The organism is bacterium (assembly GCA_016708025.1).
Lineage (GTDB): Bacteria > Zixibacteria > MSB-5A5 > GN15 > FEB-12 > FEB-12.
Genome location: JADJGQ010000004.1, coordinates 323,761 through 345,829, shown reverse-complemented (window position 1 = coordinate 345,829; position 22,069 = coordinate 323,761). Strand labels below are relative to the sequence as shown.

The following is a 22,069-nucleotide window of genomic DNA, read 5'->3' as shown; positions in this document are numbered from 1 at the left end:
TTGATTTGAAACAAATATAGCTCTGCAACTAATATCATCACTTGAAAATGCGAGACAACTTTTTGAACCGACATATGGAAATAAGTATATGACAGATGCTAATGATATTTCTTCACACTTATTGAACAATGGGCCCAAGTCGCTAACCTGAAGTCATCGCGATCCCTTGACTCATTTCATATTTCTTATGCAATATTGCAAGGATTCTGTTCAACGCGGATCCGATCCATCTTTGGCACTTCGGTAGTCGTTATTGGCTTTCTTGGTGTTCGGGTAGCTTAGCATCTTTGAAGTATTACGAACGATTCAGGCTCGCAACCTGTCGAATGGGACGGTTAATGGAGAGACTTCAGGAGTTGGCACCCGAAGCAAAACTTAAAAGAACGAAGATGCCGATCGTAAGCACCATGTAGAGTTATCCTCGTATCTCACGCATTCGATTACACAAGCTCTGGATTGCACTTCATGTAGGCATAATAGCCCTCGGCATCATTAACTCTCTAATCATCTTGTTTGGTCCGCCAATTGTCAAACAGGGCCAATAGTTATGCTATAGATATGGCTAATCAATGACGTCGCTCAATCCTTCTTCTTCCATCTGTACAATTTCATTCCTTTCGAGATCAAACTCCACTTTGGCTTAGAAATATCCAATTCTAGAAGTTCAGCAATCTTGGTCACGACGTATTGAACTTCAAGAAGCAATTCGAGCCCTGCCAATGCTCCCTTGCTTTTCGCCTTTAAAACAAGCAACTCACCTTTTGATTGCAGTATCTTCTTAAGTTCGAATGTGTAGTCGACGAATTGTTCCGTCTCAAAAAGGATCTTCGGATCTGCCGCATATTCTTTGCCAAGGGCTAAGATAAACCTACCATGACTGAAGTCTTTTGCTTCATGAAGATGTACAGTACCAACTCCTCCCTCTGTGAGCTTACTCTCGAAATCAAGCATAGCTGGCCATGAATAGCCGCTTCCAAATACATGAATGATCCTTTTTCCTGAGCAAACTTCGCAACATTTAAGAGCTTGGAGTTGCTAAGAACTTTTCGCTTCTCAATATCCGTGGCGAGTTTCGGCCAACCTCAGTATGCTCAAAAACACTGATGCTCACAGTGCGCAGGGCGCGATGGTTCCAGCCATAGAGACAAATCCACGCTCTGGTCTTGGCCTAATCTCATCACCGTTACTCCTCTTCTCTGTTTCTCCACGATATGAGATTAATGCTCCCCCCTTCAGCGGAAGTTTCTTATGCAATTTGGGGAGCTTTCTACCAGTTACCAAAGCTATACGCTCAATCCCAATTTTGCACGCATGATCGATAACAAGCGCACAATCCTGTGTGGAGCCGGAGTAGGTGACTACCAAGAGAATATCGACTTTCTTTCTCAACGAGCAAAAATCAAATGGCTTTTGAGCCTGTGCGAAAAGTTCTGATTCTGAATTCAAAATCATTGAAATGAACACAGCTGCAGGATACGAGCCACCCGTCCCTACAACAATCGCTGTTTGACCCGCTTTAATTATTTGCCTGCATTGTTCAATTGCACGTCGTTCTTCCGCTGAAAAAAACACTCTGTTCAGCAGTAATGCGAGGTTCCGGCGCATTCCAAATTGTTGAGTTCGAATATCTCGTTTTTTTACCACTGGCTGTTGTATTTCTTGCTTCAAACTACCACAAAAGGGACATCTCTGCAATTTGTCTGTAGTTGCCCTTATCTCGGTAATCGACAAACCTCTATACTTTCCCAGAAACTTTTCATTTTCAGGAATTTCAAATGGAACCAAATGCCCCCTAGCACCGGAATTCACTAGAACTTTTCTTACAAACTCCTTAGAATCATTCGCTGCATATTGTACAATATCTCTATTCCAGTTCATGCCATCATCAGCGTCATCAGCGTGAGTAAACAATCGGTTAACGATTCCAGCAAGAAATGCATCCCCGGCACCAGCCGTGTCGCCAGTTACTGCTACAGAAGGACTCATGATCTCAATTCGCTCCGAACGCCCTTTACTCGCTTTGAGATATAAGCGAGCACCTTTGGCCCCTGCAGTAACAATGAGTAGCTTTGTTGAACCAATGTTCAACACTTCGTCTATGGATTTCAATCCCCCACGCCTTTTGAGCGATTTTCAACCGACAACGGGATCTGTACAATTTGAAATTTCGATAAGAAGGAAAGAACTTCGTGCAGTGGGAATCCATCTGAGATAATTGATTTGACCCAGATCCAAAACTGACGCAACGCCGGCCCGCGCAGCATCATCCACCAATACGGTTCTATCCCTGCTTATTCTATCCATACAAAGTACATCGAAATTGTCCCACCGATGCTGGGTAGCCTCCTTCGTTGAGCTAACAAGAGCAAGATTGTCATCGACGCTTCTCTCTTCACAAATCAAGCATCTAGAGGAGAAAGAATGTGCGGGACCACTGAAGAGATCAGGCTGCGCCTCTTCATTGTGCTGAAAAATAATTCTTGTTCGTTTGCCTTCAACTGACTTTATGTCTTCGGTATCAACACCTAATTGCTTGAGCTCTGTTATTGCAAATTTGCCAAAGCTGTCTTTACCCGCAACTCCAATTGCCTTTGTTTTGGATCCGAGTCTTGACAAATTACATAGCATATTCCAAACTGGTCCTCCACCTTGTGAACCAAGATAGATGACCTCAGTGCCTCGGTTTCTAAACACATGGTCAAGAATGACGTCGCCGAATCCAATGAATCGTACCATATTTTGATCAAATATTATTTAGCTGGCGTTCCATTTTTAAGTAGGTACCGTTCAATTCGAGTTCTGGCCTTATTGAATATCCCTGTCTGGTCCAGATAAGGCTTTCTTGCTTTACCGGGGAAAAATAAGCGAGTATATGGTGACGGTGAGATGAGTCCTCTTACAAATGAGAATAGCATATCACTATCTGGAAAACCATGATTATTAAGTGCCATTTGGACAAATCGATTTACACCCGGAAACCGTACCACAATGGCGCCAAGTACGTCGCCTCCCTTTAGCGAAAGTACATCACGTGCCAACTGAAGCGTCACACACGTAAGAGCATTGTCGTCAAGCAATATCAGCTTCTTTCTTCATATTCAGCGATGTTCCTCGATCGTCAAATACGACTACTGGTGCGTTCTTTAGGAGTCGTTCTTGAACTACCCCCCACTTTCCTGATTGAATCAGCTTTCTCACCTCTTTAGTACTATATATCGAGACATGAGCAAGGCCAATTCTCAGATCTACATGATGCGCTTTGGCAACAGCCCGAGCAATAGCTGGCATCTCAATGCCACCATATGTTATTCCCATCGCAATTGTTGAACCGGCTATTGAAGAATCTTCAAGGATTTTCAATTCATGCAACCCTAATTGAACTGCTGCAATGTTTTCCAGGAAATGGTCGCATTCTCTCCATTTCCTCAAGAGTCTCTTTTGTCTTAGGGCGCGGCTAGGCATTTTTCGCAATTCACTTGCTACTTCTTCCAGCTCCAAGACTGCAGTGTCAACAAATCTGATGTAGCTGCTGAGCATACCTCTCCAACCTACATCAGGATTCAGAAGAAAGTTATAGTTGAGTGCAGTATGTGGCACGACGAGGTTTGTGAAAAGCCGTGAGGTGACGTGATATGATGAATCACGAACATTTCGCTCAATGCTAAATGCGGCATGCGAACATAACAGCAGCATATTTCGAATGTTGTCAACTATTGCCATCACAATCTTAAATCGCGGTAATGATGGAGAATCCTGCTTCATAAATTTCAAAACCGCGCTACTCTTTTTGTCATAAATTCAAGGCAAAGGACAAGATACTCCTGCTTGCTAATCTCGCTTTCTCGCCTAACAAGAGGGTAATAGTAGTTTGGCCCCCTCATCAAAATACTAGTGTCAGTGAACATACACCACTTCTGCTTGGGTGAGCGATAATTCTTGTAACGAGGTTCTACCAGCCCAAACAGCATCAACGCTGGATGCGTATCACCAAACTCATCCAACTCCCAGTCCTTTAACCTTACTCCACCAGAATGAGGATCGAATATATCCGATGCGTCAAGATGAGATAGAAGGCTACTGCCGTGTTGGTCATCAAGCAGATACCTCAATCTAACTCTCAACCGCTGTTCAACGGTCTGGGTTTCGATCCGTGACCTTTGTAGTGCTATCTTCTCAAAAGACCTCAGGGCCTCAATCCTGGCAACTCTATGAGATTTTGAGATTGACAATCGAGGGAATAGCATAATTCTTTCAAGTAGTGTTCTGGTCGCTTTAGAACCAAAAAGTTGTGTCCGTAGATCGTCAGAGAGAATTGGAAGGCAGCATGTTGGTTTGTTACTAAGAAGAGATACCGAAAATCCCGAAAAAGAATTAAGTAGATCATAATCATTCCCACCTTCCTGACCTTGATCTCCTATTCGAAGAATTTGATCTAAAGAAACACCAATTTCGTAAGCGTAGCGTTTCAACGCTCTTATCTTGTTGGCATGTGAGATATCTAGGCTATGGACTTTCCCGTATGACCCTGTTTGAATCCGCGGTCGATGCAACTTCAAATCACATTGTTTTAGAATCTTCTTAACAACTTTGACAACCTCATCTCTTTGTTGAGCGGACCTACCAATTGCAATTCGTATAGAGTGGGGATCCATATCACCTGTGCAAGGCTCAAGTGTGCTTTCGGGAATTTGTTCAAGATCAAGTGAAGAAAGTGATTGGCAAAGAAGTGTATGGATCTCATCAATTTTGGCTAGCGGATCAGATAATACTGTTTCCTCTCTTAGAAATGCCCCTGGTGAATGAGTCGGTGTTGATAACATTATGAGGCCATTGTGTGTAATACAGCGTAATCTTCTTAAATACCACTCTGATAATTTTGTCTTTCTTGCTATTGACTCAGCAGCAACGCGACAGGATTTCCTACCTCTGCCAGATATAAGCAAAACAGGCACCCCTCTCAACAACAAGAAAGCTATTACCTCTGACATTTTATCATCGATTTCAGGGCTATTTCGCTTCGTTAGAGTTCCATCTATATCGAATGCCACTGCCCTGTAAATTGTGCTGAATGATTTCAATGACCCCGAAACCTGTCTTTCAAGTCCTTGTGAAATTTGACTTTTCTTTAGACCTTTGAGCTTTAGAACTGTGCGTGCATACTTATTACACCAAGATTGTTCAGGAATTCCGATCCGTTTCACGCTTTTCATTGTCTGTCCCCCAAGAGGTTAAGGCCTTAACTACCCGGTCAATTCACTGTCAAATAGTTCGACTACAAAGTAATAAATGTAACGTGAAGGTGATAGCAATGCAATGCTATTAATGCGTATAGGAAGTGCCTCCAAAATCGACATTTACATTTTTGTCCAAAGGATACTTATTCTTAACTCTCAGTGACGGCCTATTCACCGCCTGCACCAAGCGATTCTGAGCCAAGTGTCGCGATAATATGCTGTGGGCACAAGTTTCAGATCGAGTCGACATGGACAACTTATGCACAGACATGAACAACTTCATCACAAACCGTAGTGGAATCCGTGACAGGCTGCCTGAAAATCAGCGAATGAAAACGGTTCGGCAAGTGAGCCATTCTTCACTGCCGTTACATTAGCAGAGTATACCTCATGAGTTATTAGTCTTCCTGGTTTTCCATATTCGCTGACGTAGTTCTCGGGCACTTGCCCCTTCCACTGCCGTCAAAGATCTCAAAGCCGCATTCAAACTGGCTATATTCGTGATCAACTTCAATTTCCCTACCTTCGTACTCCCCCAACTCGGAATGTCCATCGCGAATAATCAGAGGCGCTCCACAGTGAGGACATACCAAGTTGTAGTCAGTGACTTTCTGCAGTAAATTACTAGCTTTCACGATCTGGTCTCTGAGTCCTGCAATTTGATTCTGCACTGCTTCAATTTCCGACTCCTTAGCTTTCAGTGACGTCTGAGCAGTCTGTTTGTCCTCGCGCATGAGCGCAAGTTCATGTTCGTACGCATGCAGTCGATCCGTTAGTTGTTTGGCAAGAGCGTCTGGGGAATGATCTTTGGCAAGCGTTAACTGGCTATGCAGACTTGCCTTCTGCTCTTTCAAAATGTCAATGTGGCGTTGCAGCATCCAGTAGGCAAAACCAGCTAGCAGCAACATGAGCGCAAATAGCGGCGGCCAGCCGGTCCAACTCGCGACTGCGTTGTAAGACTCCATGTTCACGATCCCCATCGCAATATGCATGCCATGTTGGCTAAAGTAGTAATCCGCTTACTGGTACACAACAATAGATGGCCGGAGCTGTTACCAAAGTGATAGATGTTAAGGCGAGTTGTTTGTGACCAGTTTTTGACTACTCAGCGTCTCAAACCATCAAAATCAATGCGAACTCACACGAATCGAAAATCGCCGTAACTCAAAGTATAATCACGTTTTGTGTTAAATCTCAATCACTTGAAGAATCCCCCGGAAGGCGCCCTGAATGCAACGGGACTACCAATCTCACCACCTCGGCAATCGTAAGTCGTGCAACAAGTTATGTTACAGGACGGTACAGCGCAAGAAAGACTAATGCGGTGTGTGAAGCTACGTAACCAGCTGGTATACAATAGCGTATCTCACTGAAAGGAAACTTAGTGAGGCAAATTTGTGACCGAAATGATCTACCAGTGCCTTCGTGAAATCGGCAGACCATTCCAAAAAGATACCCGGGCCATCGATTTGGGCCGCGAGCCCTTCGCTGGTGACGTTCTCCCAAGAAACTTCAGTTCCCTCAAGTGTCTTCTCTTGACGGCTTACCGCAAGACTCAGTTGGCCAAGCATGAACCTCCTCTTTGAATTCTCCTTACCCGACCGTCGAAATTTCTCCGGATCGGTCTTAGTTGCGCGAACCAGATCGTGTCGCGGTCGGTCGCCACAGGCAAGTTCGTAGTATGCAGCAGAAGAAAGAGGGTCTGAAACGTGATGTTGCAGACCCTCGCAAGCAGCAAGAAGCCCTTTCCGGCTACTCTAAATTCTCAACGAACTGTGTGTTGGATTTGAATGGGGTTCAGGACAGTAATGCCCCGGCGCGGCGTTCCAGGTCGACTTTGCCGTTAGCATACGGAATCGACTTGGCCGCGGCAGTAAAGCCCTGAACCATGCCCCAGAGGGTGGAGACATCATCGCCAGCGTTCAATCCCGCCTGATACCCCGCGATGACTTCGTGCTTTGTGAACGGTTTTGACTCAAAGTAGCTGATGACCTCGCCACAGGCGTCCCCGACCTTGATGTCCATCGCTCGATTGATCCGGTTAGTGACAGATTCTGACACTCCTCGGTTTTCCACGAAGCGATTGAGGACCGGGATTGCATCATTGCAAAACCGGTCAGGTGCGCCATGTCGGTGGACAATCCTCAGTTCCTGCACCTGGTCTGCTCCCCAGACAATGTGATTGCCGCAGACATAGTTATACAGAAACGTGGTCAGGCCGAAGGTAGCAGAGCCTGTCTCGGAGTTCCATATGAAGAACCCGCGACCAAGTTTGGCATTTCCTACCTCGACGACATTCTCGTCGTTCACAAAGAACGCGAACATATCACGATCTGATGCATAGAGTCCGGCATTGGAATTGCCATGGCTCGAATGCGCCGGAGGCACGTGCCATCCTGATCCTTCAATGGAGCGCAACAAGCTTTCGATCACGTCTGCATCCCAGATTCTGCCATAGGTCGGACCTGTGAACGCTGCGGCAACAGCCGTGGATTGACCGTTGCCAGTGGTTTCTTCGCGGATGAGAACCTTTGCGACGATCGTTGGATCTCTGGAGTCCTAGGGTAAGACAGTCTCTCGCAAGCTCAGGCGTGAGGGACCGCAAGTACCTGGCTGGTGCACCGACAGCAATTGAGAGTTGATTGAACGCCCAATTGGTGAGATACGCCGGAGGCTCCTGGCCGTTCATGGCGACCGCACTTTCTGGGGTGACAGTCAGGTGAACATGGCTCAGGTTTCTCGAATCCTCACTTGACCCCAGACGTCGGTTGCTGGTAAACTCATAAAGCGATTGGATGTCCGGAAACCGCTCATCCGGTGGCCGAACGAGCCACTGTTTGTGTGCGTCATACAGGTTAGTCGTGACACTTTCCCTTCTTCAGTTTGTTGGGGTTTTGGGATTGATGTTTCCTTTCGCAAGTGATCGATTAGTTCACTCGCCTGTTTCTTGGTGATGAACTTCACGTCCTCGACGATTGCTGCCTTGCAGAGCCAGGCATGGCCGTCATCAGCGGCTACGCCCTTTTCAGCAAGCAGCTTGAACAGGAACTTGCGTTGCTCCGGGGTCATGAACCTCACCTCTGACTGCGGTGAGGTGTGACTCGGCATTCCATCCCCACTACCGTTTCCATTGCCACTGCCGTTCCCGAATTCCTCGGCCATTTCTTCAAGGGAAAGGGCGCCAATGTTGACCGCGTCCCTCATGGCGCGAGACTTGGCCCGGGTGACTGACATACGGATAATGTGGGGAATGATCTTTGTGTCGACGTTGCCTGGATTGGCATCACCACATTCAATGAACACTCCCTTATCAGTCACTACTTTTGCCATAGAAATCGCAGTCATTTCGTTGTCCTTGGAAGGGGCCTGAACCAGCCTGGTTATTACCTTTTTCAGTCCTTCCTGATGGGCTCGATTAAGCAAGCCAGCGTACGTGACAACCTCTCTTTGGTCGCCACGACCCTGCCTTGCTTGTCTTTGATCTCGATTGTGGTGACAAGATTCCCGTTCTTCATGGGACCTCCTTTGGTTTGCTTCACTTTGATTTAATTGGGAAAGGGCTTCTGCGAGCTCTGGTCGCCAAGAGCTTGGCGAGCCGAAAGCAATTGCCCTTCGATCCTAGGAAAGCTGCAAACGCAATCAATTGCCGAAAGAGGCAACTTTTCCTCCTGCCGCACTATCACCTCCTCGGGTATTATGCGACCATGGAATCTGAGGAAATCACCATACTTGGCCAGACCAACTATCGAAATGTCCGACGCCGGTTTGGAATCAAGAGAGCCGACCGTCGTCGGCACACATACATCGTGGGCAAGACAGGTACAGGGAAATCGACCATGCTCTTGAATTGCCTTGCGCAAGATATCTGGAACGGAAACGGCGTTGCGTTACTCGATCCACATGGCGATCTCGCAGAACGCGTTCTCGACTACATCCCGGCAAAGCGAATTAATGAGACTATCTACTTTGACCCGTCTGATTCTGAGTTCCCTATTGCATTCAATCCGTTGTCATGGTCTGATCATAGACAACGAAATTTGGTCGCGTCGGGGTTGGTGCAGGTGTTCAAGAAGATATGGAGTGATTCCTGGGGGCCGCGGTTGGAATACGTCCTGCGCAATACGTTACTGGCTCTGCTGGAGGAAAAGGGCAACACATTGCTTGCCGTCATGCGGATGCTCGTCGACGACGACTTCCGCGCACGAATTGTTAAAGGCATCAAGGATCCGATGGTGAGACATTTCTGGGTTATGGAATTTGAAGGATATCCGAAAGTCTTCCGAACTGAGACGATCTCTCCAATTCAAAACAAAGTCGGGCAGTTTTTAGGTAACCCCTTGATTCGCAATATTGTTGGCCAACCGAAAACGAAATTCGATTTATCGGAGATCATGAACAACGGCGGAATTCTCATCATGAATCTTTCCAAGGGCAGGATTGGTGAAGACAACTCAAGCCTACTTGGGTCTCTCATGGTAACGCAACTGTATTTGGCTGCATTGCGTCGGACAAAGATGGAAGAAAGTGAACGCCGAGATTTCTACCTCTACATCGATGAACTTCAGTCGTTCATTACGGAGGACTTCCCTTCCATACTGTCCGAAGCCCGGAAGTATCGGCTGAACATTGCGGGCATGGCCAATCAGTTTATCTCCCAGCTTCCGGAAAACATGGTGTCAGCAATCCTGGGAAACGTCGGAACGTTGATCGCTTTCACGTCAGGTTCTGAAGATGCCGAGCTTTTGGCTAAAGAGTTTTATCCTGATATCCGGGCCGATCACTTGCAAAGCCTGCCACAACACCATATATACATGAAGCTATCCATCAATGGATCGACCTCAGTTCCCTTCAGTGCAGAGACCCTTCCGCCTATTGAGAGTCACGCGCTGTCTTCGCGGGATAAAGTCATACGGCAGACCAGGCAGAGATATTGCTCACCCCGAACTACAATCGAAGACAAAATTATGCGATGGTTGAACTGAAACACGCGTAACTTCGCCCTATTGGATGGATTTTAGCGACATTGAAGCCTCCGTAGACATGACTCGCACGTTTTTGTGACAACATAGGTCAATTTCTCCTGCTACTCTGGCTCCAGTTCCAGGATAAAGGATGGCTCAAAGGAAAGGATCCAGGCTGTGTTTGGGCCAAGGTGCCACAGATTGAGAATCATCTATAGTTGCACTAGCTACGCGACCTTCTATACGACTGATTTAGAAGCGAGCTCAGGTTTTGTCAGGTAATACCAAAGGAACATGAAAATGAGAATCCCGGTTATCGACAGAGCAGTCGGCAGGAGTACGCGCCTTATTCCGACATACACTCTGTATTTTTGTGAAAGAACCTTCCGACTTATAAAGCGAAAGTGGTTTTCCGCCCCAAGCCAAACACCCTTTCGCTGCTGATCGAAGGCAAGGCCTTGTGCATGCAAGATTGCATTATGCGTAACCAACAAATCCATTACGCTCCAATGCTCGAATGGCTGATACTTGCCCCGACAAGTACTTATCTGATCATGACTATAAAGTCGTCCGTCGCGATCACTGACAATGAGTGCTGTATCGGCTTCTATATCGGCAGCAATTGCGACACCCTCAAGGTACGATCTTCTTTGTTGTTCCTCCATATAATGTGAAAAGATAAACTCACCTCCCTCGAGGATTTGACCAGCCACTGTGCCCGAGGCAGCATCAATCCAAATCAGGCTCGGCTTAATGCCGTGTGAAAACGAAGCAACACCTTCGCACCAACTAAGGTGCTCACGGTTGTTGGCGATTTCACGTGCGTATAATTTTGTCACCCGGGGCAATGTCGTCGGAGCAGTCCATTCCATTTGAACAATCAAATATGTAGAAGCGTAACCATTGAGAATGAGAAAAGCCAGTGATCTGCTTCCGACCGATTGAGATCGAAAGTCCTTGAATTCTCTGAGGCACTCAATACTCTGCCATCCATATGAAAGTTGTGCAATATCTTTTACTGCTTCTTTGGTGGCTGCGTCACAATCAGGAGTTTCGAGGCCCTGACTGATGATCGAGTTAACATCGAAAAGTCTTGTGACATTGATAGAGGTCGGAGACAGATTCGGTCCACCTAAGGAATCGAGCGGCTTTCTACCGATATAGAGGCCGCCGTCAAATCCTAGCAGAAATATGGAGTCCTTGAACGATCCATGTCCCACGGCAACTCCATTTAAGCGAACCACACCCTGGAGTCTAATATTGAGCATTTCACTCCCACCGAGAAGAGTGTCGGCTACAGCTTTTGGCATTCCAATAACAGAGTCCAGTTCTATGTCGGAAGTCTTTACGGCCCACAGTTGAGTTCGTGTGGGCGAGGTTAACGCCGTTGATCCTAGGCCCCAGAGCCGGCGTGGAATCGTGTCTTCAGTGAGCGGAAGTGTTCTCTTGTACTCAATTTGTTGCAAGGTAGCTAGACTCCTATCGACTGAGTCCAATCTGTTCGATGGATTAAAGGTGACAATCCGTGGATTTCCTTCACCATCAACAGGTAGCGATAAGATTATTGGAAGCGACTTCTTTTGCGACAACATGTCTGCCATGGCTTCAAATCGAGCTCTTCTCGGATCTAAGTGATCCCGGTCATCGATTGTCCTGACCGCGAACATGTACGGTGGACTAAACGAACTCTGTTCAATGAGATGGACCTTTAGTACAACGAAGATGTAGGAGCACCAGGCCACTGTACATAGCAAGAGTAATGTTGGTTTCCAGAAATGTTTGTTCCTGACTAGTTTTTCGAAAAAGCCGCGCAAGATCAATCCGAGCAATGCTCCAAGAACCAATTTCCCGAAGTCTTCTAATGTTATCCAATCTTGCATTGCCACTCCCTTCCTTTAGTTTGCCCTATGCCAGCTGGTCTTCCCCCTACAAATTTGTCCGGGTAAGATTTTACCCCCTGCATGGTGCTTACTTCACTCCGTGTAAAGGAGCAAAATCGGGGAAGCTCAATTCAAGCTAATACACGTTTCCTCGCTTTGCCAGCTACAATGTGGGCTCACGAGACATAGCGTTCCCGTCCAACGAGGTCAAACGGACCTTAGTCGTCCTCAACGCCCTCCACCTGTTGGTGTACGGCCTCCTCCCGACCGTCCGGGAAGAAGCCCAGCGGACGTAGCTGTTGCTCAAGGCGTTCGATAATATCTTCCTGGCGCAGCCAGTGAAGGCGAAGGATTAGGAGCGGCAAGAGGTAGTGATTCCCCGCAGGATTCCACAACACTCTCGCGACTTGGAATTGTGAGTGGAATGACTGTCAGAAACTGACAGTGCTTGCCGAAAACAATAGACTGCATATGTTCTTGGAGATGTCAGTAACCTGACCGCACTCCGGTTCACCCAACGTTTGGCATTGAGGAAGATCTGGATACAACCGCTACGAGGCAAAGTCCGGTTTCAAATCAGTCGGCTTTAACATCGGGGCTTTCTATTCCGTTACGAAGGAAATCGATTTGATGTTCATGGTTATGGCCGACCAGTTGCTTGGCGATGCGGCAGACAGCCCGCTCACAAAGAAGGATTTTCAGCCATCTACCTTTTTGACATTGAGTTACAAATTCTGACTTGATGGAAAAGACACCCGGTAGTCCCATCATTCCCCACTCCTTTGTATAGTCCACGGGAGAGGCCGTGACGGTCGAACCACAACGCTCACAATTCTCCAGCTGCTTGGGAGATCGTCAGGTCAATCTATACCCCAGTCCTGTCGTACTTGCTCTTCAGTTTGACGACAAAGTAACGGACACTTCATTTCTGAAGTGTCCGTCGGCCGGTTCGCTTTGCGCTTTAGAGGTTCTGATTATTCAGTCACCACACTATAGTCAAATTCTTATATGCCAGCACAAATGACACAGACAGCGATTTGACCATTTGAGTTCGTTAAGCAGTCTACCAACACACAGGACAAAGATGCTGACACTGTGGGTAATTGTAGACATTGCAACGACAGAATGTGCCCTGAGGAGACCACACGAATTCTCCTTTACCAGCACTACATTCAGCCGAGGCCGGAATATTGCAGCAGAACGGGATGTCAGATGCTACGACATTGGTGTGCAGACCAATGGCGAGAGCAAACGTAAACACAAGCACAAGCAATATTGACACGACCACGCCTTCACGCTTCATAAGAATCACCTCCTCTCCTCACTCACTCGACCTCTTTAATGCGCAGGACCTGACCATCCTTAGTAGGTCTATTCGTCTCTTACAAGTGAGTCAAATTCCTCATTCGAGATTTCACCTGCGTAAACACGCAATAGGGTCCGACGGGAGTCCACGACAATGTTTAATGGGTTTCCTTTGATATTCAGCATTCGGCTATAAGCCGAACCGTAGTCGCGCAAGATAGTCCCTGGAAAATTGAACTCCTTCTGAAAGGCTGCGAGACTGATATTGTCGGACGTCGATATGAGTATCATCCGCTTGCCAAGTGTAGGCGATGAGACAAGTCGTGGAGCAAGAGCCTCAATTTCCCGAATGCACGGGTCGCAGGTTGGATCAAAAAAAGTGATCAATGTATTCTCAGTGAGCACTTCGGAGAGATTGACAGGAGAATCGTCAAGCATGTAGAACGAATGATCAGGAATCGTGTCACCCAAAACCAACAAGGGCATTTCCTGCAGGAGCTGCGTAGTCAGCACGGAGCGAGTGAACTCTTGGCTCCGCGATTTGTCTCGGCTAAGTAGTTTGCCTGTTTCTGCACCAAGAATCCAAGCCAAACACACGGCAAGAGCAGTGACCAGACTAAAGAACAAGATGTTTTTGGGCCGCGACATAGAATCCCCCGAGGTTGCTTCCACGAGCATAGTAGCGCTCGTCATACTCAAAGCTATGACATTTGAAACGGGGCGTCAACGCAAATATGGCTTGACCAAGTCCAATTTCTGGATATCTTGGATGTGTAGTATGCCATAAGTTGTTAGCACCGGCTTAACTCTCAACGAGACTGGTCGAAAGTTATCAGGCAGGGGCTTCAGCTACTGTGTTCCCCCTCCCCCCCACAGGGCTGTCGTTCCTGTCTGTTTGTTATTGGAGTCTCTACACTCGATCACACTCTTGTGTCACTGCGAAATTCAATTCTTATCCCCAATTGTCATATCTGTTCGACGCCCTATTGTCTTGTCAATTTTCGACTTAATTCATTTTTCCACTGTCAACAGGATCGCCGAGAAATCGATTCTACCCGTTCTTAGTTACCGATTGAAATGCTCCCGTCCTGGATTTGAAAGCACGCATCGTTCGAACCTGCTGCTGTCCAAGTCTCTACAGATCATCAAGGTATTCCTGAAATAGCTCGCGGCGACTGATTTTGTCCAATGGCTTGAAGCCCAGTTACATATGACAGTAACTCTCTCCCAAGAAACTGGATAATGTGCAAGGTAAGGCCTTAACTGAGTACGAGTCTTTGTGAAGGAGGATTTAGCATGAATAAGTCACGTTTCACCGAACAGCAAATAGCCTAGGCCCTGCGGCTGGCTGAGCTTGGCAAATCCGCGATCGAGGTGTGCCGGAAGCTCGAGGTGCCTGAGCCGACCTTTTGCGCCTCGAAGAAAGAGTATGCTGGCATGGGAGCGACTGAGTTGCGCAAAGTCTGGCAACTGGAATAGGAGAACCGAAAGCTCAGGCAACTGGTGGCCGACCTGAGCCTGGACAAGCAGATGCTGCAGGACGTGCTTTCAAAAAGTCTCTAAAGCCCGTGCGCAAGCGTCAGACGTTACAGGCCCTGACCGATCAGTACGGGGTGAGCAGTCGTCAAGTATGAGAGCTTGTTCAGGCGCATCGTTCCACACTTTACTGTGCGTCACACCGGAAGGATGACCGGGCCCTGAACCTGCGATTACGAGAACTGGCAGTTGCCAGGCCACGGTTTGGCTATCTGCTGCCGCATGTGCTATTGCGACGAGAAGGCTGATTGGTGAACAAGAAGCGGATCTATCGACTGTACGGAGAAGAGTGGTTGTGCGAGCGCACCAACTTCCGTCGCGAGCAGGCCTGTCACTGCCGGGTGCCCCCTGTTTTGACCGAGGCTCCCAATCATCGCTGGAGCATGGATTTTGTTGCCGGCACGCTTGATGACGGGCAGCGCTTCTGAGCGTTGACCGTCGTTGACCCGTTCACTCGGGAATGTTTGGCGATTGAGACTGACTTCTCCCTGCAGGGCCGACGCGTCACCGCCATGCCCGATCGTTTTGCTTTGACCCGAGCGCTGCCCAAGTTCATCACCGTGGACAACGGCACCGAGTTCATCTCCAAGGAGATGGATTCCTAGGTCTATGGCCGAGGCGTACAGCTTGACTTCATTCGACCGGGGCGACCGGCAGAGAATGCGCACATCGACAGCTTCAACGGACGGCTCAGAGACGAGTGCCTGAATGCCGAACTGTTCTTGACACAGGAGGATGTCCGACAGCAATTACCTGAGTAGAAATTAGATATTAATGAGGACCGGCCGCACAGTTCTCTGAGAGGACATTCCCCTCCGGAGTTTGCGGCCAAGTGAAGATCAAACAACTCGCAAACAGTCGAATTCCTTAACCAGAAATTGGTCCAGTCCACGGGGTAAAGTCACAACTTGGAACCCTGAGGTAATAACTGGAACAATGAGTTGGGGAAGGTCAGAAGTACAGGGTATTGCGCGATTGGAAATCCCTCTGCAGAGTCACACTCGTGCAGAGGGAATATTGAGCGTACTGCATGTGTCCCAATGGTCAAGCCAAAGACGAAGATTGTTTGCGCAGACCAGCAAACCACCAGAAGTCTTCCCAACCGTCTTCGTTGCAGAAGACATCCACATCACGCTCAATGCCCCATCGGTTGAACCTGGCGAAGCACCAATTACCACTCGTGTCTCTCCAATGCGTCCCGTTGGGATACTGATCGGCAAATGTAGGGTCAGCCTCATTTACCGCGGCCAGGGAGAAAGCATCAGCCGGGATGAGGTTGCGCACTGCAAACTCATGGTCGAGTTCCATGTCGCCTATGGAGCGACCAATATTGAAGAAAAAGACCGTGTTTTTTTCGAACTCACTCCGTGGCATTGACGCGACAATGTCCTTATTGGTGTACTGCTTTCGACGAGTAGCATCGAGAGCAGCCTGAGCAGAGCGGGTGCTGTCCGCCTTGACCTGGCAAACAAGCATGTTACTTATGGCTCTTGCGCTCTGGTTTAACAATTCGGACCATAGCGATTCAAGGTCAGAGTGTCCGAAGACGAACTGCTGCGCTTCAAATGACAATTCCCTTTGGTTCCTCTTGAGTTGAACCAGTAATATCTCGACACCTCCATTGACTTGTTCATCAGTCATTGCAGATGTGATAATGGTTGTGGCCATGTCGTCCTCCTTTGGTTATTAGCAGATTCATCGAGAAACAATTGTTGTCTCAAAATGACCTGTCATACTTGAGAAACTGCCTTCCCAAACCCTGACATTTCAGAGGTTTCGAAAGGCAGTACTCAAATGCAAAGGTGACGTTTGGACTGACTTTGCCGATATTTATAAAGAGCGAAATAGAAGTTTATCATATCTCCAATTCCGGATTTTGTCAAGACCAGCCTGTCTACACCACGCGTCTACTTACTCGACTGGGCAAGCAATAGAAGTCTCATTATTGAACGCAAGGAATTGCGGTGCCTTCCGATTTGCAGATGATAGCAGATACATGTGCAGATAATTCTTGCTGCGCTCGGTTTCAACGGTTCATCCATCCTTGGCAAATGTTGTGTTAGTTTCACCGATATTCTACAACATCAGGCGAACAGGCGAACAGGCGAACGAGACAATGTCGGTCATTTGAAGCATTTCTTGGGTTGTCATCTGTGTGCGATATTAAGGTTTATCTGCTTCACTCGCATACTCGGCACAGTGTGTCGCAAGCAGGCACACCACGAGAAATTGACCACGACGCGGTGTCTTAAGTCTTTTTCGGAGGTCAACTATAGGGCAGCCGCTCAGGAGGTCTCTGAGTGAGTGTTTCACGTCGAAGCTAACAGCTGCTGAATCGGCTTATGACATGCCATAATGTATCAAATGAGACATCTGCTGTTGTCGCTATTAGCCCGCTCAGAGTGCCACTAAATGGCACTTAGTTGGAGTATCAATGTCCGAAATGAACAAGACCCAAATTTTTGCTATCAATAGGTATGACTGGAGATAACTCCGTTTAGAGGAGGCACATGAGCAGATGCGCAAAGATCGCTCAGGCTATTGAGGACATAAATGAAGTGGAAGCCACCGGGGCCGTAACGACCTGGCTTCGAGATTGCTTCGGAGAGCTGTTGCCACCGGAAAAGTGTAAGGTGGGCGCGCCACCCTACGAAGGTGAGCCTTTGTGGCAGCTCTACGGCTTGAAGTTGATTGCTGAGATAATGTTCTCAAATGTTTCAGACATGCCAAGCCTGCTTACATCTTTTGGCAAATACCTCGCGAAGCGCCAATCGATCCAGAGTCCACTTCGACGCGCACAAGGTTTCTCCAGCCCCGATGTCAAAAGCCTCCTGGAGGGCAACCGAGTGGATGCCTCGAAACTGGGCCCCTGTGTGAGATGTGTCGAATGTGATGCCATCAACCAATTCGCATTGAATCGGCCTCTCACCGCGCCAATAACTTCCATCGCAGCTGCTGAGGAAGTCTATAAAGAATTCACCTCTGGTGCCGCTAGCGGATTTGAGCTTCGATCTGGACTTCCACTTTTTTGGTTTACTACGTCTTCGGACCTCAATTATCAATCTTCTGTTGGATTTTCTGACGCAAACGTGATTCTGGGCTCACTTGGTATGACGTGCCTTGGCGGCAAGTTCTTCATGCTCTTACGCATCCCGGAGGACATTTTGAGCTTTTCAAGACGGCCTACACTATTTGATGCGCTTGCGGAGACACCAAACTTGTGTTACGTTCCAGCCGGAACAGTGGACGGATGGGGAAGAACCCGAAAGACGCTTACTTGGACACAAGAGCTACGAGAAGCGACGCATCCCACGTTGGCATGGCCAAACGGCGGTGTTGTTGATCGGCCTATTGGACCTTCGCGAGGCTTGTTACCCAAGAGATCCGATTGGGAACGATTTGTTTCGACCATATGGAAAGAATTGTGCACCGAATACCCAGATTTATCTGAAGATCTGGACAGTCTATTCGGTAACGTGAAGTCAGTAAACGAAGGATCATAGTTTGCGACTACTCTACGACCTCGAAGAACAATCTCAATGGCTTTTGGACCTTTCTCAACCAGAGATGGAGTCGTGGGTGACTACTTTCCTATCTGAGAATTACTCCGAACCTATTGTATTGTCAGTAGCAGAGACGGGACCAGCGCTAGTACTATATCAGCTGGTTGACGCTCTGAACTCTCCCATTATGGAAGCAAAGATACGTCGAGCTCTCGAGGCCATTGTTGGTCATATCCAGCCTAAGCAGAGCCACGCCAACTTCATGGAGCAGTTGCTTTTCGCTGTCGCGTACTTACGTGTGGTCGAGGTCGAGCCAATCCTATTGAAGTGGGCGAAAGAACGGCGACTGGAAATAGTCTTTTCTGCCGGACAGACTCTCCATGTCCTGTTATTGCGGGTCCTTGTTGGCCTGAGTCATGCACCTGATCTTCATACAGTACTGATTCGCGATCTTCACGATGTTCGTACAATGGTGGTGGTTTTGAGAGTTGCTACCGAAATAATAACAATGGATACACGGAAGCGGTTTCACTGATTCCACACCTCTATGCGTGTGTGGATAAGAATCCAGCTCAGTTCAGGAATTGTGCAATCGGCCCTTAGTCGCTATTTCGATGCCATGGGACTGGCAGGGTTGGCCGAAAGATTTGACTACATTTTGATATCCTTGTTTCAGGCCGTGCCAGAATACTTAGATAGATTCCTACGGGACTGTTCGGACATAGGCATGTCAATTGTAGTGCATGCTTCTTCGTCAGAATTTGTAATCAGCTGGGCCGACGGAGAATCGGTCCAGGCTTCGGTTGCAAGGTCCTTGTTGATCATTCGAAATGAAACTTCTGGTAGCATTACCGCTATTCCAAACATGATCCAAGATAATGCGCAAGAAATGGATAGAGTGCGGAAAGCACTTCCGCATCACTTTCAGGCGGCGGAAGCGCACCAGTACAATACATTCGACCCGAAGACCTTCAGAAGGCTAAGTAAGCAAGTTGTTGAAAGAATGGATCCCGTCGGTCAGCAAACAGGAGCATCTTTTGATGAGAACTTCTAGCGGAGTTGAATCGCCAATCTGTGGGCGTCTATTGCGGCTGTCTCGACACATTGACGAGCTGGAGATACCACTATGATGCAATCGAAGCAGATCATGAACTGCTTTTAGCAGGCTGGAAACTGCATTTCGCCGTGGATTTCTTTGATGTGCACAAATATCTCTATCCTCTGTATGATATCCACAGTTCGTTACACAGACCCAATGAAGGAAGTCTTAGGACGGCAACCGCGCGCTACGCGGCCCGTTCCTTTTTCTTCGAGGGCCTCGAGGATGTCGGCCCGCCGATATTACTCAGTCCATACGCGCTGGAATTTAATAGTCATTTGGCCAAGCGCCTCGCCGGCGCATTCCACTACATCTTGGATCCTGAGCTATTTCGTCTTGCCACGTCATCAAATCTAACCGTTGAAGAATATCGTCACCTTGCGGCTGAATTAGCAGCACCGGACGTTCTAGCTGATGCGAATAGAAGAAGTGCCATAGTCACTAAACTGAAGCACAAACTGAACGCGTTCTTCCTGGCTGCTACATATGCCAATAGCCGAAGCAAGAACCAATTAAAGCGGCTCACTAACCAGAACACTCCTGGTATTCGTTATGTGACTGAGGTGCTTACTGACCTTCCGGATGATGTGCTTCGACTTCACCCGATCAGAGTAGTGCAAAGTCAATGGTACCGACTATTCAGAGCCCTGCGTAATCATTGGGATCCCGATTTTCGCGACGCATTCGCCATTATGCAGGTCGAAGCTATAAACCAGTGGTTCAGGCAACAGGGACGTCAAGAAGTAATCGTATTGTTATCAAGTACTCTGTCAAGTGCTTTGGTAACGAATTGGGACAACGAACCGCTACTCCTTCTTTCGCTGTTACGACAAATGAAAACACCGCGTCACGTCGAATTGCCAGAGTCTCACGCTGCAGCTGTAGGAAAACTGGTCTCCCTCCTAAATCAGGAAGAAGACAGGGGTTTTAGCGGTGGCGGGCTCACGACAACTGGGCCATTCGGACCGATGCGCTTATTGAGAACGGTTGATACTGTTCTGCAGTATCTCTACTGTATTGAAGATACTACATCGAAGGGAGACAGATGGCGTGCGGTTCTTGAGAGTGTTAGAGAGCGTCGCTCTATAGCGGATCGCTTTCATCTTTGGATTGCACCGTACGTCAAGCCAATTCTGGATGCGAGGTGCTGTCACTATGATCCTAATAACGATACCGTCTCATCTGGCACCCCCTGTATAAGTCAATCGAACCTCGAAATACTCAGAGAAGCAGAGACAGCCATCACAGACTTTGAGATTTGGCAGAGTAATCTCGCGTCGTCGCGACTATTCGCGCGTACGCGTCATTTCGCTAGAGCTGTTCGTACATTCAAAGAGGTCTCTATTGCAGGTGAAGAACACGCAGTATTGGAACGCTTTCGCTTGCTGATGCAAAGTGAAGGACAATCGATAGAGCAATTTTTCAAGAGTGAGCTAAGAACGCTCGGAGCTCAGACCTCATATTGGGATAGCATGCGGGATTCGGTTGTCCGCTACATGTCACCGTCGGTTATCAAAGCAGTGCGTTGGCAACTCAGAGTTGTGGCACGGCACGGAGAGCGATTAAGATTCGATCGGCCAGAAATTCGGAGGCACATCACGACGATCAGAGATTCACAGGACGATCATGACAAATTGCAGGAGGCAGTGAATAGTCTAATAGAACTCATCAAGGTTGCAGATCGCCAACATGGCGGACAACAGTCAAGATTACTTGCTGTGTTACTGCAGTTTGCGTTTAGGAACTATGACCGCTGTATCGACCTATCAGAACGCTACTCGATAAGGGAGAAAAGGCAGACCCAGTGGTTTGGTGGACTGCTGTACCTCCGTTGTCTTGCACTTCTCTATTCTGGGGCTTCATCGGCAGACGCCACAAGGTTAGCAATGGCGCTAGAGGCAGCACGGGCATTTTCGAGCCTTTCCAGCATACCAGACCCAATTCGTCCACACCTTGTAGCAACAGTTGGCTTAATTTCTCAACAACGGGGATTGGATCTGGGATTGTCAGATCTTGAAATTCGTGAAAACCTTTACCTTGCACTCGAACTGTGCAGCCAACATGATGTTCTCTTTCCTTTTATCCTTAACAATATCGCCTTCTATCATGTGGAACGTGCATCACTGAACGATAGCAATGTCCACGAGGCTAATCGTATAGTAGAGCGGCTCTTTGTGGCTAGGCCGGATGTACAAGGTTGGCCGAGTGAATTTCTTGACACGGCCGGATTCGTATTTCTACAGAAGTACAGATATCAACTTGGAGACAGCGCCCCAAGCACGTCTCTGGAAAAAGCATGTGAATTGCTGTCGCTTGCATGCCAAAGGGCCATGGAAGAGGGTCAGCCTGGGTGGATAGTCAGCGAAGTAGAGGACCATTGGCAACTCGCCGATGGATTGCGCAGAAGGGCAATGGCTTTGCCCGGTTTCAGACCTCCGACTACTCAATAAAGAAGCTCGCAACCTAACTTGACTACTCTTCAACGCAATTGCAGCGACATTACATTCACGGCGAAATAATGCCAAAGATTGCTTTAATCCTATACTCAAGA

Annotated in this window: 17 protein-coding genes and 2 pseudogenes; 7 read left to right on the top strand and 12 right to left on the bottom strand. The window is 47.8% G+C overall.

Features of this window, described 5'->3' with window-relative positions; all coding sequences use genetic code 11:
• Nucleotides 1–579: 579 nt before the first annotated feature.
• The 9 genes from IPH75_14860 to IPH75_14820 all read right to left on the bottom strand — a co-directional run bounded on the left by IPH75_14860 (nucleotide 580) and on the right by IPH75_14820 (nucleotide 8,579).
• Complete coding sequence (locus IPH75_14860; GenBank protein ID MBK7143351.1) at nucleotides 580–951, bottom strand: hypothetical protein; 372 nt, start codon at nucleotides 949–951, stop codon at nucleotides 580–582.
• Between the two features lie 156 nt (nucleotides 952–1,107).
• Nucleotides 1,108–2,109, bottom strand: a complete 1,002-nt coding sequence (locus tag IPH75_14855; GenBank protein MBK7143350.1) for a hypothetical protein — start codon at nucleotides 2,107–2,109, stop codon at nucleotides 1,108–1,110.
• 24 nt (nucleotides 2,110–2,133) lie between these two features.
• Nucleotides 2,134–2,736 carry a hypothetical protein gene (locus IPH75_14850; protein MBK7143349.1) on the bottom strand — a complete coding sequence of 201 codons (603 nt, stop codon included), beginning with the start codon at nucleotides 2,734–2,736 and terminating at the stop codon, nucleotides 2,134–2,136.
• A gap of 333 nt (nucleotides 2,737–3,069) precedes the next feature.
• On the bottom strand, nucleotides 3,070–3,771 hold the full coding sequence (locus tag IPH75_14845) for a hypothetical protein (protein MBK7143348.1): 702 nt from the start codon (nucleotides 3,769–3,771) through the stop codon (nucleotides 3,070–3,072).
• Nucleotides 3,768–5,201, bottom strand: coding sequence for an HAD family phosphatase (locus IPH75_14840; protein MBK7143347.1), 1,434 nt, complete (start codon nucleotides 5,199–5,201; stop codon nucleotides 3,768–3,770). Before IPH75_14840 ends, IPH75_14845 begins: the two co-directional genes overlap by 4 nt.
• 431 nt (nucleotides 5,202–5,632) lie before the next feature.
• Nucleotides 5,633–6,226, bottom strand: a complete 594-nt coding sequence (locus IPH75_14835; GenBank protein MBK7143346.1) for a hypothetical protein — start codon at nucleotides 6,224–6,226, stop codon at nucleotides 5,633–5,635.
• A gap of 342 nt (nucleotides 6,227–6,568) precedes the next feature.
• Nucleotides 6,569–6,805 (bottom strand): hypothetical protein, encoded by a 237-nt coding sequence (locus tag IPH75_14830; protein ID MBK7143345.1) that lies wholly within the window; start codon nucleotides 6,803–6,805, stop codon nucleotides 6,569–6,571.
• A gap of 226 nt (nucleotides 6,806–7,031) precedes the next feature.
• Nucleotides 7,032–7,622 carry a hypothetical protein gene (locus tag IPH75_14825; protein MBK7143344.1) on the bottom strand — a complete coding sequence of 197 codons (591 nt, stop codon included), beginning with the start codon at nucleotides 7,620–7,622 and terminating at the stop codon, nucleotides 7,032–7,034.
• 342 nt (nucleotides 7,623–7,964) lie between these two features.
• Nucleotides 7,965–8,579, bottom strand: coding sequence for a hypothetical protein (locus IPH75_14820; protein ID MBK7143343.1), 615 nt, complete (start codon nucleotides 8,577–8,579; stop codon nucleotides 7,965–7,967).
• A gap of 359 nt (nucleotides 8,580–8,938) precedes the next feature.
• Between IPH75_14820 and IPH75_14815 the strand changes: the two genes are divergently transcribed.
• Nucleotides 8,939–10,216 carry a type IV secretion system DNA-binding domain-containing protein gene (locus IPH75_14815; GenBank protein MBK7143342.1) on the top strand — a complete coding sequence of 426 codons (1,278 nt, stop codon included), beginning with the start codon at nucleotides 8,939–8,941 and terminating at the stop codon, nucleotides 10,214–10,216.
• Between the two features lie 218 nt (nucleotides 10,217–10,434).
• On the opposite strand, the gene IPH75_14810 is transcribed toward IPH75_14815, so the two are convergent.
• Complete coding sequence (locus tag IPH75_14810) at nucleotides 10,435–12,075, bottom strand: hypothetical protein (GenBank protein MBK7143341.1); 1,641 nt, start codon at nucleotides 12,073–12,075, stop codon at nucleotides 10,435–10,437.
• A gap of 534 nt (nucleotides 12,076–12,609) precedes the next feature.
• Between IPH75_14810 and IPH75_14805 the strand changes: the two are divergent.
• A pseudogene (locus IPH75_14805) lies at nucleotides 12,610–12,813 on the top strand (MipA/OmpV family protein).
• Between the two features lie 633 nt (nucleotides 12,814–13,446).
• Here IPH75_14805 and IPH75_14800 read toward each other — a convergent pair.
• Nucleotides 13,447–14,058, bottom strand: a complete 612-nt coding sequence (locus IPH75_14800; GenBank protein ID MBK7143340.1) for a redoxin family protein — start codon at nucleotides 14,056–14,058, stop codon at nucleotides 13,447–13,449.
• A 618-nt stretch (nucleotides 14,059–14,676) separates the two neighbouring features.
• Between IPH75_14800 and IPH75_14795 the strand changes: the two are divergent.
• Nucleotides 14,677–15,752 (top strand): annotated as a pseudogene (locus tag IPH75_14795) (IS3 family transposase).
• A gap of 208 nt (nucleotides 15,753–15,960) precedes the next feature.
• On the opposite strand, the gene IPH75_14790 reads toward IPH75_14795, so the two are convergent.
• Nucleotides 15,961–16,584, bottom strand: coding sequence for a hypothetical protein (locus tag IPH75_14790; GenBank protein MBK7143339.1), 624 nt, complete (start codon nucleotides 16,582–16,584; stop codon nucleotides 15,961–15,963).
• Nucleotides 16,585–17,426: 842 nt separating this feature from the next.
• Here IPH75_14790 and IPH75_14785 point away from each other — a divergent pair.
• The 4 genes from IPH75_14785 to IPH75_14770 all read left to right on the top strand — a co-directional run bounded on the left by IPH75_14785 (nucleotide 17,427) and on the right by IPH75_14770 (nucleotide 21,968).
• A complete protein-coding gene (locus IPH75_14785) occupies nucleotides 17,427–18,419 on the top strand; it encodes a hypothetical protein (protein MBK7143338.1) in 993 nt (330 codons plus the stop codon).
• Between the two features lie 187 nt (nucleotides 18,420–18,606).
• Entirely contained in the window at nucleotides 18,607–18,954 is a 348-nt protein-coding gene (locus tag IPH75_14780; GenBank protein ID MBK7143337.1) for a hypothetical protein, read from the top strand.
• A gap of 51 nt (nucleotides 18,955–19,005) precedes the next feature.
• The gene (locus IPH75_14775) at nucleotides 19,006–19,473 is read left to right on the top strand and encodes a hypothetical protein (protein MBK7143336.1); all 468 of its coding nucleotides are present in this window, start codon (nucleotides 19,006–19,008) and stop codon (nucleotides 19,471–19,473) included.
• 5 nt (nucleotides 19,474–19,478) lie between these two features.
• On the top strand, nucleotides 19,479–21,968 hold the full coding sequence (locus IPH75_14770) for a hypothetical protein (protein MBK7143335.1): 2,490 nt from the start codon (nucleotides 19,479–19,481) through the stop codon (nucleotides 21,966–21,968).
• Nucleotides 21,969–22,069: the final 101 nt, after the last annotated feature.

Coding starts and splice junctions, on each gene's coding strand:
- IPH75_14860 (MBK7143351.1), bottom strand. CDS start 951: ATGCTTGATTTCGAGAGTAAGCTCACAGAGGGAGGAGTTGGTACTGTA.
- IPH75_14850 (MBK7143349.1), bottom strand. CDS start 2,736: ATGGTACGATTCATTGGATTCGGCGACGTCATTCTTGACCATGTGTTT.
- IPH75_14835 (MBK7143346.1), bottom strand. CDS start 6,226: ATGCATATTGCGATGGGGATCGTGAACATGGAGTCTTACAACGCAGTC.
- IPH75_14830 (MBK7143345.1), bottom strand. CDS start 6,805: ATGCTTGGCCAACTGAGTCTTGCGGTAAGCCGTCAAGAGAAGACACTT.
- IPH75_14820 (MBK7143343.1), bottom strand. CDS start 8,579: ATGACTGCGATTTCTATGGCAAAAGTAGTGACTGATAAGGGAGTGTTC.
- IPH75_14815 (MBK7143342.1), top strand. CDS start 8,939: ATGGAATCTGAGGAAATCACCATACTTGGCCAGACCAACTATCGAAAT.
- IPH75_14810 (MBK7143341.1), bottom strand. CDS start 12,075: ATGCAAGATTGGATAACATTAGAAGACTTCGGGAAATTGGTTCTTGGA.
- IPH75_14800 (MBK7143340.1), bottom strand. CDS start 14,058: ATGCTCGTGGAAGCAACCTCGGGGGATTCTATGTCGCGGCCCAAAAAC.
- IPH75_14790 (MBK7143339.1), bottom strand. CDS start 16,584: ATGGCCACAACCATTATCACATCTGCAATGACTGATGAACAAGTCAAT.
- IPH75_14785 (MBK7143338.1), top strand. CDS start 17,427: ATGAGCAGATGCGCAAAGATCGCTCAGGCTATTGAGGACATAAATGAA.
- IPH75_14780 (MBK7143337.1), top strand. CDS start 18,607: ATGGAAGCAAAGATACGTCGAGCTCTCGAGGCCATTGTTGGTCATATC.